Consider the following 14,330-nt stretch of genomic DNA (forward strand, 5'->3'; position numbering starts at 1 on the left):
ATAATGGCGCAAATTTATGCTTTTCTATGGTTAAAACAAAATATTTTTATATTTTTATTTCGTATTAATATTTTTTTTCGTACCTTTGCCCGCAGTGTAGAAGACTGCCTTTTTTCCTGATAGGGAGAAATGGAATAGTTTTTGTTACTACCCAACTATTTAATACAAAACAAGAGGAGATTTTATGAACGATAACTTTTCACCAAGAGTTAAAAGGATATTCACATATAGCAAAGAAGAAGCCATTCGCTTAGGGCAATCTACGGTAGGCACTGAGCACTTTGTGTTAGCCATATTGCAAGAAGGTGAAGGTAGTGCAATTGATTTAATGCACAGTTTAAATATCGATATGGAAAGACTGCGCCAAAACATCCACACGCTCACTTCTGCACGTGGTCTCAACCCTCCTAACTTCAATGCCGTTCATTTCACCGTACAAGCCGAAAGAGCAATGCAGGCTACTTACTTAGAAGCAAAACGTTCTCAGAATGATATGATTAATACAGCTCATCTATTACTAAGCATTTTGCGTAACGAAAACGACCCTACTACTAAAGTTTTCAACAAGCTAGGTGTAAATTATGAAGTAGCAAGAGATAAATTCCAACCCATACGCGACGATAATTATCAAGTCTCATCACCCACCGATGAAGTTGATGAATACGACCGAGACTATAGTTTACCTCACGAAAACAAATCGGGTTACAAAGGTCAGCAACCCAATCAAGGGGGGCAATATGGGCAACGAAAACTCACTGTGTTAGATAATTTTGGTAGAGATTTAACTGCTTTAGCCGAACAAGGTAGTTTAGACCCTGTAGTAGGTCGCGAGAAGGAAATAGAACGCGTATCCCAAATATTGAGCCGCCGTAAGAAGAATAACCCAATACTCATCGGTGAACCTGGTGTTGGTAAAAGCGCCATCGCCGAAGGATTAGCTTTACGCATTATTCAGAAAAAAGTGGCACGAGTATTGTATAACAAACGTGTGGTAACACTCGATTTAGCTTCCTTAGTGGCTGGAACTAAATATCGCGGACAATTTGAAGAACGCCTTAAAGCCATAATGAGTGAACTCGAAAAGAATAAAGATATCATTCTTTTTATTGATGAAATTCACACCTTAGTGGGAGCTGGTGGTGCCTCAGGTAGCTTAGATGCCTCTAATATGTTTAAACCTGCCTTAGCACGTGGTGAAATACAATGTATTGGAGCTACTACCTTAGATGAATATCGCCAATCTATTGAAAAAGATGGCGCCTTAGAACGCCGTTTCCAAAAAGTAATCATCGAACCAACAAGTGTAGATGAAACCATACAAATCCTTCGTAATATAAAAGGAAAATACGAAGAACATCACAACGTAACCTATACCGATGAGGCTATCGAGGCTTGTGTAAAGCTCACCAATCGTTATCTTACCGACCGTTATTTGCCCGATAAAGCTCTTGATGCCTTAGACGAAGCTGGTGCAAGAATACATATTATGCAAGTAAAAGTTCCACAATATATCGTGGAATTGGAAGAACGTTTAGAACAAGCTACTCAAGCCAAAAACAGAGCTGTTTCACGTCAGCAGTTTGAAGAAGCTGCCCGTTTGCGCGATAACGAGAAAATTATCGAAAATTCATTAGTCGAAATGAATAAGAAATGGGACGAAGAATCTAAACAACACCGTGATGTAGTAACCGCCGACCATATTGCCGATGTAGTCTCAATGATGTGTGGCGTACCTGTAAACAGAATTGCTCAAACTGAAATGAGCAAACTCTCAGGATTATCCGAGATAATGAAATCCAAAATCATTGGTCAAGATGAAGCGGTAGAAAAGGTAGTGAAATCTATCAAACGCAATCGTACGGGCTTAAAAGACCCAAATAAACCTATAGGTTCTTTCATCTTCTTAGGACAAACAGGAGTTGGAAAAACACAACTCGCTAAAGTGCTTGCCAAAGAACTTTTCGATTCAGAAGAAACAATGGTACGCATTGATATGAGTGAGTATATGGAGAAGTTCTCAGTTTCTCGTCTCATAGGAGCTCCTCCAGGGTATGTAGGTTATGAAGAAGGCGGTCAGCTCACCGAGAAAATACGTCGCAAACCTTATTCTGTAGTGCTTTTAGATGAGATAGAAAAAGCACACCCCGATGTTTTCAATATGCTTTTACAAGTGCTTGACGATGGTTTCTTAACTGATAGTTTAGGACGAAAGATTGATTTTAGAAATACTATCATCATTATGACCTCTAATATAGGAGCTCGTCAAGTAAAAGATTTTGGGCAAGGTGTTGGTTTTGGCACTTCAGCAAGAATAGCCCAATCTGAAGCTAATGAGAAATCTATTGTCGAAAATGCTTTGAAAAAGGTATTTGCTCCTGAGTTTCTAAACCGTATTGACGATGTGATTACTTTCAATCCTCTTAGCAAAGAAGATATCTTTAAAATTATCGATATTGAGCTTTCTAAACTGTACTCACGTATCAACGATTTAGGCTATGGAGTACAACTCAGCCAGAAAGCAAAAGAATTCATTGCAGATAAAGGCTATGACAAACAATATGGTGCTCGACCTTTGAAACGCGCTATTCAGAAATATGTAGAAGACATATTAGCCGAAGAAATAGTATCTAACCAAGTGCACGAAGGCGATAGCATTCACTTTGATTTAGATGAGAAAGGAGAAAACCTCATAATAACGCAAAAAGAACTTATTTAATAACATCAACCTTTTGAACTTTTAGGCGTTCCCTCAAAGTTCAGAATTTAAACGCTCAAATTACTATGTACGTATTAAGAATTTTAGGTTTATTTACACTACTACTCAGCTTATCTTCCTTTTCAGAGGCAGTAAAGAATACCGAAAAGAGTGTAGTTGTAAATACAGCTACCACAAAGGCTATGGAAAATAAGAGCAAGCCTAAAAAGAAAACATTTTCTCCTCGCAAGAAAGGGAAAAAAGCTACCACCAGAGTGGCTTCAACAGCTAAAAAACGTCATAAGTTACCTCCTAAACGCAGTGTAGCTCATCATTCTGCTAAAAAGTCTGTAAAAAAAGCTCCTGTTAAGAGAGCTATAGCTATAACTGATAAAAAGAAAAAGCCTGTAAAAGCAGATATAGCTGTTGCTAAGAGTAAGAGATATGCTCCTAAAAAACACACCGGTAATAAAGCCCTAAAACAATACGCTGAAAATACTCTCGCAGACACTGAATTGGAAGACGACTTAGAAGACGAAGAACTATTTGAGGAACCTGAAAGCTATGAAACTACCGATATAGCGCTTACTGCACTCTCTAAAAGTAAAGCAGATACCAAACAACAGAAAGTATTATTAGATACAGCTTTCTCATATTTAGGAACTCCTTACAGACACGGAGGTGTTACCCGTAATGGTATGGATTGTTCTGGTTTTGTAAGTACTACTTTCAAATCTATTTCAGTACCATTATCTCGCTCCTCACAAGAAATGGCTACACAAGGAACTAAAATTGACTTGGAAGATGTAAAAGTAGGCGATTTACTTTTCTTCAGAACGACTAGGAAAAGCAGAATATCACACGTAGGTATGGTAGTAGATATAGATGGAGATATTAAATTCATACACTCTTCCTCTAAAAGAGGAGTTGTGATTTCTTCATTAAGTGATGAATATTACAAGAAAACATTTCGTATGGCAAAACGTGTAATGTGAGATTTGTAAATACTCCCATATTAACTATCTTATTAGGACTCATAGGAGGGATTGCTATTACTGATGTAATAGCTCCCTCTTTTTTATTTGCAATAAGTAGTTGTATATGCTTACTGCTCACTTTGGCAATACATCAGTTTTTAGCTACCAAACGATATGCTTTTCGTCACGGAATTGTAATACACGTAGGTCTCACTTCCGTAGCAGTGGGTATACTGATAACGATCCTTCATACCCCCACCTATAACTCTAAACATTACACACAAAAACTAAATGCCAATGAGTATTACACTTTAGAAGCTGACATAATAGAGCAAACTTCACAAACAGATTACGGTACTACCTTTAAAGCCGAGCTCTTAACGGCTAACCATACAAGTACAGAAGGAAAAATTCTGTGCTTTTTCCCTTCTAAAACAATTACCGATGATGTAAGAACATTAGTTCCAACGGATAGATTGGTTTTTGTAGGTAAATATACTCCTATATCTCCTCCTAAAAATCCATATCAATTCAACTATAAACGGTATATGGAGCAAAAAGGTGTATATGGGCGAACAGAAGTAGTTGCTTTTTCTGTTGTTAAAAATAATACAACAGGTTTTATGGGGAGTATTGCGAGAACACGCTCTCATTTAGCTATTGTAATAGACAAACATTTTAATCAAGAGTCTTCTGCTCTGTTAAAAACACTACTCTTAGGAAAACGCACTGATTTAGATAACGAAGTCTATCAACATTATGTTGATGCGGGAGCGGTGCATATCTTAGCTATTTCGGGATTACACGTAGGGATTATTACTGCTATACTCCTTTTACTACTGCAAAAGATGCCTAATTTAGGTTTTTATCGTCCACTGCGATACTTTATACTATTAGCAGGCTTATGGGCTTTTGCTTTCATAGCAGGCACCTCTCCTTCGGTACTGAGGGCTACTGTAATGTTCAGCTTTGTAGGATTGAGTACTCTTATACGTAGGAAACAAGGCAGGTTTGATGCGTTAATGCTCTCAATGTTATTTCTGTTGCTTATCAATCCTTACTATTTGTATGATGTAGGCTTTCAGTTGAGTTATGCAGCGGTATTTTCTATAATGAAATTCTATCCTGTGATGCGCAAATGGTGGCAACCTGAGAATAAATTCCTACAATGGATATGGTCACTATTTTTAGTAGGATTATCTGCTCAAATAGTAGTTTTACCTATCAGTTTGTACTATTTTCACCAGTTTCCTATATTGTTTTTCGTTTCTAACTTGGTAGTGGTACCTTTATTGCAACCTATACTCATAGGAGGTATTATTGCTTTATGTTTGGGAAGTTTGGGAATTTTACCTTACGCAATGGTCTTTATCTTAGAAAAATTAATCGCTTTGATGAACTCTTTGGTGGCATTTATAGCTCATCAAGAAATGTTTATCATACGCAACATATCTTTTACTACTCCCCTACTTCTTTCTTCCTTATTGACGGTGTCCATTCTCATTGTTTTTGTACATTATAGGAAATACAAAGTATTGGTAGCACTTCTCTTATCTGTTATTTTATTTCAAGGGGTACTTTTCTATTACAAATATCAATTAGAAACTACTGAAGAAATGCTAGTTTTCAGCAAATATAAACAGAAAGTAATCGCCATTAGACAAGGTGATAAACTAAGTATCTATCAAACAGATACAATTTCTCCTGATCCTGTAGTAATGAACTACATAAAAAATAAAGGTGTCAGTAATATTGAGCTTAAGAAAATGCCTTATATACTACGCTTCAAACAAAAAAACTACTTGCTAATGGATAGTTTAGGGATATACCCAAAATCCAAGCAAATAGTTATTGATAGTGTTATCTTCTTACAGAAACCTAAAATCAATTTGGATAGAATGAAGCAAGATTTATCGCTTAGGTAGTAAGGAAAGAATAATGTACAATAAAATAATTAGCGGAATAGCGATTATCTTTAAACTTAGAAGTAAAATGATGCAAAGCGCTAAGAATATATATTTCAACGCATTATTCTTAAAAGAATAATCGCTAAACTTCAACGCAAAGAGTGCTATTTCAGCATTCAACAAGTAAGCACTCAACAAAGTAATCCCTAACAAGACCCACATATTATGCAATAAACTATTGAATAATTCAGTAGGCTGATATTGTAATATAAGAGGCAAAGAAAGAATAAACATTGTATTAGCTGGGGTAGGAAGCCCTATAAAGCCTGATGTCTGCCGTGTATCTATATTAAAATTCGCCAATCGATAGGCAGAAGCTAAAGTAATAAAGAAACCAACATAAGGCAACAACATAGCAAAAGTCCCCTCAGTTTGTAATACATAAGTACTATTACTCAACAGCTGAAACATCACAATGCCAGGAACTACTCCAGAAGTAACCATATCGGCTAAGGAATCTAACTGTAAGCCCATTTCGGATTTTACGTGTAGCAAACGAGCAAAGAAACCATCAAAAAAATCGAGGAAGATACCTATTGCCACAAACAAAGCAGCCCAATCAATCGTTCCTCTTACGGCAAAGACAATTGCTACAGTTCCGCAAAGGAGATTGGATAAAGTGATAAGATTAGGGACATACTTCTTCATTCTACTTACAATCGGCATCTAAATAATCTGGAAGATATGAAATATCTTTGTTAGCATCACAATCTGGATAAGTTACCACGCCATATTCATTACGCACAATCTCATTTATAGAAGGTTTACCATCGTGATCGTGGTCGGCACGACGTGTAGCAATAAGTCTTACTGTAAAAATTAAAGGTGAATAGGCTGGTATTTTAGCTTGACTGTTATTGAAATAGCCTAAACCTGAAGGAATAAAGAAAACTCCAACTCCTCCATCAGTAGGAGCATTTAGAGTACCATCACTATTGTTTGTAAGCCCTCTAGCTGATGCTTTTAGTTGAGCAACCCCCTCCCTAAAACCTCTAATAGTACCTGAAGGCTTGTTGGTAACAATATTACCTATGAGATCCATCCAATTAGAAGTAGATTGTGTTGTTGTTTCATCAAATACACTTAAATCTAATAATTGTCCTTTATAATTCACATATACTGAATCAGCAATAGTAGTGGTAGTTCCTGTCCCCTCTTGCAAAATAAGATAGTAAAGCGTATGACGTACAAGAGCATTATTAGCATCATAGACATCTAATTCCAATCGTTTTAGCTTACTATCATTGAAGATAGACGCTGTAGTATTAGAGGTTGTTGCAAAGGTAACCGTTTCAGAAATAGTAGTTGTTGCAGAAAAAGTGTAAGTATGCGTTTTTAAGAATGTTTCAATACTTTGATTATTCTCATTTCTCACCTCTGTAACATCACGTGGAGGTGTTACATTAGAGTTTTCATTTTTCTTACACGAAACAGCAAATAGTAAACCTATTGCACTAATAGTAAATATAAATTTATTCATCATATAAAATTTCTTTATTCCTTAGTATAAGATACAATTAATTTATTATTTTTGCACTTATTATTTTTCTAAAATACAAAAAAATGCGAATTGATAAGTACTTATGGTGTGTGCGTTACTTCAAAACACGTAATATAGCTACTGAAGCCTGCAAAAAAGGACACATCAAAGTGAATGGTGAAACTGCAAAACCCTCAAGGGAAATTTACAAAAACGACCAAATAATAGTGCGTAAGAACCAAATCAACTACCAATTGGAGGTTTTAGATATCCCTGAGAGCCGTGTGGGAGCTAAGTTAGTAGACCTTTATCGCCAAGACAACACGCCTCCTGAGGCTTTTGAACAAGCCGAAATACAAAGACTTGCGCAAGACTATTATCGCGAAAAAGGAGAGGGTCGCCCTACTAAAAAAGATCGCCGTGCTATTGATAATCTCTTGAACGATTTTCAAGAAGATAATGAATTATAGCAAGGTTGGATATTTTTCAGGATTAGCTTCGTGCATTATACTATATATCTTCTCAATGATACTATCGGCATTAGGTTTAGAGAAATAATCACCATCAGTAGCATACGCTGGACGATGTTCTCCTGCTGCTAAGGTTTGTGGCGCACTGTCCAAATACTGATAAGCATTTTGTTCTTCTACTATCTTCTGCAAAATATATGCCGAAGTAGCTCCAGGCATATCTTCGTCTACTACTAATAGTCGATTGGTTTTCTGTATGCTCTTCACTATATCGTGACGCACATCGAATGGTGCCAAGGATTGTGCATCTATAATCTCTATATCAATACCCATAGAGGCTAACTCATCGGCAACTTCACACACGATGCGCAAAGTAGAGCCATAAGATACGACTGTAATATCTTTTCCTTCACGAAGTGTTTCGACTACTCCAATAGGCGTTTTGAACTCGGTGAGATTCGTAGGCATTGGTTCTTTCAGACGGTAACCATTAAGACATTCCACCACTACCGCAGGTTGATTACCTTCTAAGAGTGTATTGTAGAATCCTGCTGCCTTCACCATATTACGAGGAGTAAGAATACAAACCCCACGAAGAGAGTGCAACAATACCCCCATAGGAGAACCAGCATGCCATATTCCTTCCAAACGATGCCCACGTGTGCGCACAATGAGCGGTGCCAACTGACGACCAAAGGTACGATAATGTAAGGTTGCTAAATCGTCACTGAGGGTCTGTAGTCCATAGAGAATATAATCTAAGTACTGAATTTCGGCAATAGGACGCAAACCACGCATAGCCAAGCCTATTCCTTGTCCTACGATAGTCGTTTCACGGATACCTGTATCAGAAACTTTAGTCACACCGTGTTTCTTTTGCAAACCTTCTAATCCTTGGTTTACATCACCTATATTACCTACATCTTCGCCAAATATCAAAAGATTAGGATACTTGGTTAGTAACGCATCAAAGTTCTCACGCAAGATCAGTCTTGCATCAACAAGTTTAGCATCTGGTTCATATATAGGAGCTACTTCTGTTATTTTCATAACATTATGAGTTCCTTCAGTATACAAGTATTTGCTATACTTAGGTTCATTAGTTGCTATATAGTTAGTTATCCAAGTACGCAAGTTCGATACTTCTTTATTCTCTTTTAAGAACTGTCGCAATGCTTTACGTGCTACATTCATTATTGTCTTACGAGAAAGAGTTGGAACTTGAGATAATTCTGTAGCAAAGGTACTTTTAGGTTGTACGCTATTGAGTAGTTGCAAGAGTTCCTTACGTTCTGTTTCCATAGGTCTCATATACGCTTCCCAAGCTTTTCTCTTGCCATCGCGTACGCGCTTTTTAGCTGATTCTTCTATTGCCTGCAAGTCCTCTTCCGTAGCATAGCCTTCTGCTAATATCCACTCTCGCATTTTGGTAATACAGTCGAAATCTTTTTCCCATTGAAGTCGTTCAGGACTTTTATAACGCTCGTGTGAACCAGATGTGGAGTGTCCTTGGGGTTGAGTAAGGTCAAGAACGTGTATTAATATAGGTATATGTTGTTCACGAGCTATCTTACTTGCTTTTTGATAAGTTTCATATAAAGTTGGATAATCCCAACCTTTTACGACAAATAGTTCAAAACCTTTATGTTTTTTGTCTCGTACAAAGCCTTTTAATGCTTCAGAAATACTTTGCTTAATAGTATGATATTCTTTAGGAACAGAAATACCATACTCATCGTCCCAAACCGAAATTACCATTGGTACTTGCATTACGCCCGCAGCATTGAGAGTTTCAAAAAAGTGTCCTTCACTAGTGCTTGCATTACCAATAGTACCCCAAGCTACCTCATTACCGCGATTTGAGAAGCCTTTACTTTCAGCATTCGGTAACTCACGATATACTTTAGAGGCTTGCGCTAAACCTAATAAACGAGGCATTTGCCCTGCAGTACACGATATATCGCTACTGCTATTCTTTTGTTTTAATAAATCTTTCCAATTTCCCTCTTCATCTAAACTATGAGTAGCAAAGTGCCCCCCCATTTGGCGTCCGGCACTGGTGGGGTCTGCTTTTATATCAGCGTGAGCATACAGTCCAGCAAAGAAATTTTCAACTGTATGTACCCCAAGAGCCATCATAAGGGTTTGGTCTCGATAATAACCACTCCGAAAGTCCCCATACTGAAAGGCTCTCGCCATTGCTACTTGAGGAACTTCTTTCCCATCACCAAAAATACCAAATTTTGCTTTACCTGTAAGCACTTCTTTCTTTCCCATCAAGCTACATTCTCTACTGAGAACAGCGATGCCATAGTCTTCTAAAATATCTTCTTTTTTCATTGGTTATATCTTAAAATAATATTTATTTTATTCCATAATCATTTTTGTTTTGTTACAAAAAACTCCGGCAAATGTATTACTTTTTTTTAATTTACAAACATAATACAGTTTTTATTTTTACTTTTGCAATCTATAAGCTGTATTTCAGTAATGGAAAATTATTGCATATGAAGCGTATTCTTATCACGATAAACTATTTTTTTAATTGAACAAATAGGTGTTTTGTTGCTTTAAAATCTCTGATAGCTTTTATAAAATAAAACCTTTCCCAAAGGAAAGAAAACCAATTTATAAATAATAAAGAAAGGCGCTTTTTGCCTCAAACTCTTATTCCTAAGATGGAATTGTAACAACGTAAAAGCGATTGAAAAATAGTATTTTTATATCAAACTCACATTAAAATAAATATGAAAATTATTTGTATAGGTAAAAATTACCGCGAGACTATAGAAAAATTTGATAAAACAACGGTTCAGCCCATAGTGGTATTTATGAAGCCTGATACGGCTATTCACAACCTTGAGATTCCTTACTACATTCCTGATTTTACAAAGGATTTGCACTACGAAATAGAGTTAGTACTGAAAATCAACCAGAATGGAAAGTGTATTTCGAAAAAATTTGCACATAAATATTACGACGAGATTGCGGTAGGCATTGACTTTACCGCTTGCGACCTGCAAGTGGAATTGAGTCAAAAAGGACTACCGTGGGAGCTGGCGAAGGCTTTTGATGGCTCGGCTATCGTAGGGAAGTTTGTCTCTAAAGAAACAATTGAGAGTTCTTCCTCTATTCAGTTTCACTTAGATAAAAATGGTACTACTGTACAAGAAGGCAATACGACACAAATGCTTAGAGGCTTTGACGTTATCATCTCGGAGGTATCGCAGTTCTTTACCCTTCGCAAAGGCGACCTTATCTTTACGGGAACGCCCAAAGGTGCAGGAAGAGTTATAGCAGGTGACGTGTTAGAGGGATTTTTAGGGGGAGAGAAAGGATTTAGTTTGAAAATTAGATGATTTGAAAATTAGCGAATTTGACGATTAGCCCCTAAAGCCCCAAAGACAGTGAATACTTGAAGCTAAGTATCTGAAAAAAGCTTGTAACGCGACAAGCAATTAAAAATCGGATTGTACAGCCTTGATGAGTTCATCGTTATTCTTGAACTTTACAAAGGCGCCATTCTTGAAGTAGGAAATGTGTCCGGTTTCTTCAGAAACGACTAAGGCAGTAGCGTCTGTTTTTTCGGTGATGGAAATGGCGGCACGATGGCGCAAACCATAGCGTTTAGGCAAATTAATTTCACTTGCAACAGGCAATATTACCCTTGTAGCTACGATGTGGTCACCCTTTATCACGATGGCTCCATCGTGTAGCGGACTGTTCTTATAAAAGATACTTTCGATAATAGGCTCAGAGAACTCTATATTTACTTTGTCCCCAGTTTGGGTTACAAAATCGAGAGGCATATTGTGCTCCAAAACGATAAGCGCCCCTGTATTGGTGCTAGCTAACTTCTGACATACATTTATCAAACTCTCAATATTAAGAAGAATTTCCTTCTCTTTGAAGAAGTGAAAAGCACGATGTAGCTTGTTGCGCGCAGTGATATTGGTAGAACCAATGGTGAGCAAGAAGCGACGTATTTCCTGCTGGAATACAACTATCAGTGCGAAGACTCCTACCCCAATGAACTGACCTAATATACTACTAAGCAACTGCATTTGCAAAGCTTCGGTAATCTTCCATATCAAGTAGATAATCACAATACCCATAAAAATATTAATGGCTACCGTGCCTCGAATCAATCGGTAGAGGTAGTACAGGAGAGCTGCAAACAGCACTATGTCAATCGCATCGACGATTGTAAAGTCTAAAATATCGAATAGTTTCATTGTATTTTTTCAAAGAGTGTTACACATTCTTTAGCTTCTTTTACATCGTGTACCCGCAAAATGTGTGCCCCTTTCATCAGGGCTATGGTATTGACTACTGTCGTAGCATTCAGCGCACCAGCAGGGTTAGTGTTTAACAATTTGTACAACATCGACTTGCGGGAAAAACCTACCAATAGCGGACAACCAAAGCTATGGAATAGCTCTAAGTGCTTCAACACTTCGTAATTCTGGTCTAAGGTTTTAGAGAAACCAAAGCCTACATCTACTATAAAATCGTTAATCCCCGCTTGCAAAGCTTTGGCTTTGCGCTCAGAAAAATAGTAGCGCATATCACTGATGATATCCTTATAATCAGTGTGCTGTTGCATTGTTTGGGGTGTACCTACGAGGTGCATCGCAATATAAGGCACCTGAAATTGCGCTACTGTAGCCAACATCTGCTCATCTAAGAGTCCGGCAGAAATATCGTTGATAATACAAGCCCCTTCTAAAAGCGATTGGCGTGCTACCTCACTGCGGAAAGTATCTACCGAGATACGTATCTCGGGGAAATGTTGCACCAAAGAGCGCACTACGGGCACTACCCTACTGAGTTCTTCGGTTTGTGAGACTTCGGGTGCATTGGGGCGGGTGCTATAACCACCCACATCAATAAAATCTGCGCCGTGAGCGAGCATTGTTTCTGCGCGTTGTAAGAGTGTTTTTTCGGTTACACGACTTCCTTCGTAGAAAGAGTCGGGGGTATGATTAAGGATTCCCATCACTCGCGGGGTATCCATAGAGAGGAGTTCTCCTTTACAGTTTATTGTCATTAATTGTTAGTTATTAGTTGTTAGATTAGCAGTCCGCCATATTTACAGCTACCGCTAAGCCCCCTTCTGAGGTTTCTTTGTATTTAGAGTTCATATCTTTGGCAGTTTGCCACATAGTATTGATAACCTTGTCTAAGGGTACTTTCGCATTCTTAGGGTCGGTCTCGATAGCCAATTCGGCAGCGTTAATTGCTTTGATTGCCCCCATAGCATTGCGCTCGATACAAGGGATTTGCACCAATCCGCCAATAGGGTCGCAAGTAAGCCCCAAGTGGTGTTCCATTGCTATTTCGGCAGCGATGAGCACCTGCTCAGGAGAACCACCCAAGAGTTCGCAGAGCGCACCTGCCGCCATTGCGGAAGATACACCTATTTCAGCTTGACAACCGCCCATAGCTGCTGAAATGGTTGCCCCTTTTTTGAAGAGACTGCCTATTTCGCCCGCTACCAATAGGAATTGCTGAATTTGCTCCTCGGTAGCTTGTTGGTTTTCGATAGTTATGTAGTAGAGTAACACGGCGGGAATCACCCCTGCACTACCATTGGTAGGTGCCGTAACTACACGCCCCAACGAAGCATTCACTTCATTAACTGCCAGCGAAAAACAACTTACCCATTTAAGGATTTCGCGAAACTTGATATTCGTTTTCTTGATAGAGTTCAGCCAATTCTCTGGACTATCGTAGGTGACTACCCCTATGAGGTTCTTGTGGATATCATAAGCACGACGGCGCACGTGTAAACCACCAGGGAGTACGCCCTCGGTATGACAACCTATATAAGTACATTCCAACATTGTATGCCATATACGCATCAGTTCGCTATGGATTTGCTCCTCAGTACGCAAGGCTTTTTCGTTTTCATAGACGATTTCGGATATTTTCTTTCCTTCTTGGCAACAATAGCTAATCAGTTGCTCAGCTTTATCAATAGGGAAAGGGAAATTTCGCTGAGTATCTTCCTTGACTGTTGCTTGTTCTCCTTCTTTTACTATAAAACCACCCCCTACTGAGTAGAAAGTAGAAACATAACTGAACCCCTCGCCTTCAGCTGTAAAAGTAAGACCATTGGGGTGAAAAGGCAAAAAATCTCTATTGAAAATAATGTCTTCCTTAGGATTGAAGCTAATGATGCTCTCATTACCTAAATAGAGCTCTTGATTATTAGTAATAGCCGTAATAATCACATCTAAACTCTCGATAGGCACATACTCAGGGTCGGCACCACTGAGACCTAACATTACTGCCAAATCAGTAGCGTGACCTTTGCCTGTGAGGGAGAGTGAGCCGTATAAATCTACGTGCACTTTGGTTGTGTGGGTTAGGAGGTGCTTCTCTCTCAATTCTTTAAGGAAAGCCTCAGCAGCACGCCAAGGACCTAAAGTGTGAGAGCTGGAAGGACCTACCCCTATTTTTAGCATATCGAATACACTTATCTGCTCCATTTTTTCGTTATAAGACTTTATAAGAATGCAAAAATAGAGATAAATTAGCAAATTAGCAAATTTGAAAATTAGCATATTAGATAAAACACACTAAATTAGTGAAGTAAAAGAGGTATAGCTTGGCTGTAAAAATTGAACAAAAATGATTAATAAAATTTCCTCTAAACCTCTAACGAAGAATCAGCGGACAGAATATCTACTTACAAGGAGAGGGAGTATAATAACGGAAAAAGTAAGACGAACAATG

11 protein-coding genes are annotated in these 14,330 nt (G+C 38.2%); 5 read left to right on the forward strand and 6 right to left on the reverse strand.

All coding sequences use genetic code 11. The features are described 5' to 3' along the window. Positions 1–184 precede the first annotated feature (184 nt). The 3 genes from HW279_RS10050 (at position 185) to HW279_RS10060 (ending at position 5,597) form a co-directional block, all read left to right on the forward strand. Positions 185–2,716 carry an ATP-dependent Clp protease ATP-binding subunit gene (locus HW279_RS10050; RefSeq protein ID WP_178958886.1) on the forward strand — a complete coding sequence of 844 codons (2,532 nt, stop codon included), beginning with the start codon at positions 185–187 and terminating at the stop codon, positions 2,714–2,716. A gap of 65 nt (positions 2,717–2,781) precedes the next feature. Next, entirely contained in the window at positions 2,782–3,690 is a 909-nt protein-coding gene (locus HW279_RS10055) for a C40 family peptidase (RefSeq protein WP_178958887.1), read from the forward strand. Then, positions 3,687–5,597: a ComEC/Rec2 family competence protein gene (locus HW279_RS10060; RefSeq protein ID WP_178958888.1), complete on the forward strand. Its 1,911-nt coding sequence runs from the start codon at positions 3,687–3,689 to the stop codon at positions 5,595–5,597. Before HW279_RS10055 ends, HW279_RS10060 begins: the two co-directional genes overlap by 4 nt. Here the strand turns inward: HW279_RS10060 and HW279_RS10065 are convergent. Next, a complete protein-coding gene (locus HW279_RS10065) occupies positions 5,583–6,287 on the reverse strand; it encodes a CDP-alcohol phosphatidyltransferase family protein (RefSeq protein WP_178958889.1) in 705 nt (234 codons plus the stop codon). The two genes, HW279_RS10060 and HW279_RS10065, sit on opposite strands and share 15 nt — an antisense overlap. A 1-nt stretch (position 6,288) precedes the next feature. Beyond that, positions 6,289–7,122 carry an FKBP-type peptidyl-prolyl cis-trans isomerase gene (locus HW279_RS10070; protein ID WP_178958890.1) on the reverse strand — a complete coding sequence of 278 codons (834 nt, stop codon included), beginning with the start codon at positions 7,120–7,122 and terminating at the stop codon, positions 6,289–6,291. A gap of 80 nt (positions 7,123–7,202) precedes the next feature. On the opposite strand from HW279_RS10070, the gene HW279_RS10075 reads away from it, so the two are divergent. Beyond that, a complete protein-coding gene (locus HW279_RS10075; RefSeq protein WP_178958891.1) occupies positions 7,203–7,589 on the forward strand; it encodes an RNA-binding S4 domain-containing protein in 387 nt (128 codons plus the stop codon). Here the strand turns inward: HW279_RS10075 and HW279_RS10080 are convergent. Further along, positions 7,584–9,929, reverse strand: a complete 2,346-nt coding sequence (locus HW279_RS10080) for a thiamine pyrophosphate-dependent enzyme (protein WP_178958892.1) — start codon at positions 9,927–9,929, stop codon at positions 7,584–7,586. The genes HW279_RS10075 and HW279_RS10080 overlap by 6 nt on opposite strands. A 407-nt stretch (positions 9,930–10,336) precedes the next feature. Here HW279_RS10080 and HW279_RS10085 point away from each other — a divergent pair, with 407 nt between their 5' ends. Then, complete coding sequence (locus tag HW279_RS10085) at positions 10,337–10,948, forward strand: fumarylacetoacetate hydrolase family protein (protein ID WP_178958893.1); 612 nt, start codon at positions 10,337–10,339, stop codon at positions 10,946–10,948. 99 nt (positions 10,949–11,047) lie between these two features. Here the strand turns inward: HW279_RS10085 and HW279_RS10090 are convergent, their stop codons facing one another. From HW279_RS10090 to HW279_RS10100, 3 genes are read right to left on the reverse strand one after another with little or no spacing between them, the layout of a single operon-like run. After that, positions 11,048–11,824 carry a diadenylate cyclase gene (locus HW279_RS10090; protein ID WP_009417337.1) on the reverse strand — a complete coding sequence of 259 codons (777 nt, stop codon included), beginning with the start codon at positions 11,822–11,824 and terminating at the stop codon, positions 11,048–11,050. Beyond that, positions 11,821–12,639: a dihydropteroate synthase gene (folP, locus tag HW279_RS10095; protein WP_178958894.1), complete on the reverse strand. Its 819-nt coding sequence runs from the start codon at positions 12,637–12,639 to the stop codon at positions 11,821–11,823. The genes HW279_RS10090 and folP overlap by 4 nt, the downstream gene beginning before the upstream one ends. 25 nt (positions 12,640–12,664) lie before the next feature. Beyond that, positions 12,665–14,083, reverse strand: a complete 1,419-nt coding sequence (locus tag HW279_RS10100) for an L-serine ammonia-lyase (RefSeq protein WP_178958895.1) — start codon at positions 14,081–14,083, stop codon at positions 12,665–12,667. Positions 14,084–14,330: the final 247 nt, after the last annotated feature.

Origin of the sequence: Capnocytophaga sp. oral taxon 903 (genome assembly GCF_013394785.1) — a bacterium.
GTDB lineage: Bacteria > Bacteroidota > Bacteroidia > Flavobacteriales > Flavobacteriaceae > Capnocytophaga > Capnocytophaga ochracea.

Bases quoted from the DNA above. Each gene is read 5' to 3' on its own strand.
- HW279_RS10050 (WP_178958886.1), top strand. From the start codon at position 185: ATGAACGATAACTTTTCACCAAGAGTTAAAAGGATATTCACATATAGC.
- HW279_RS10055 (WP_178958887.1), top strand. From the start codon at position 2,782: ATGTACGTATTAAGAATTTTAGGTTTATTTACACTACTACTCAGCTTA.
- HW279_RS10065 (WP_178958889.1), bottom strand. From the start codon at position 6,287: ATGAAGAAGTATGTCCCTAATCTTATCACTTTATCCAATCTCCTTTGC.
- HW279_RS10070 (WP_178958890.1), bottom strand. From the start codon at position 7,122: ATGATGAATAAATTTATATTTACTATTAGTGCAATAGGTTTACTATTT.
- HW279_RS10075 (WP_178958891.1), top strand. From the start codon at position 7,203: ATGCGAATTGATAAGTACTTATGGTGTGTGCGTTACTTCAAAACACGT.
- HW279_RS10080 (WP_178958892.1), bottom strand. From the start codon at position 9,929: ATGAAAAAAGAAGATATTTTAGAAGACTATGGCATCGCTGTTCTCAGT.
- HW279_RS10085 (WP_178958893.1), top strand. From the start codon at position 10,337: ATGAAAATTATTTGTATAGGTAAAAATTACCGCGAGACTATAGAAAAA.
- HW279_RS10090 (WP_009417337.1), bottom strand. From the start codon at position 11,824: ATGAAACTATTCGATATTTTAGACTTTACAATCGTCGATGCGATTGAC.
- folP (WP_178958894.1), bottom strand. From the start codon at position 12,639: ATGACAATAAACTGTAAAGGAGAACTCCTCTCTATGGATACCCCGCGA.
- HW279_RS10100 (WP_178958895.1), bottom strand. From the start codon at position 14,083: ATGGAGCAGATAAGTGTATTCGATATGCTAAAAATAGGGGTAGGTCCT.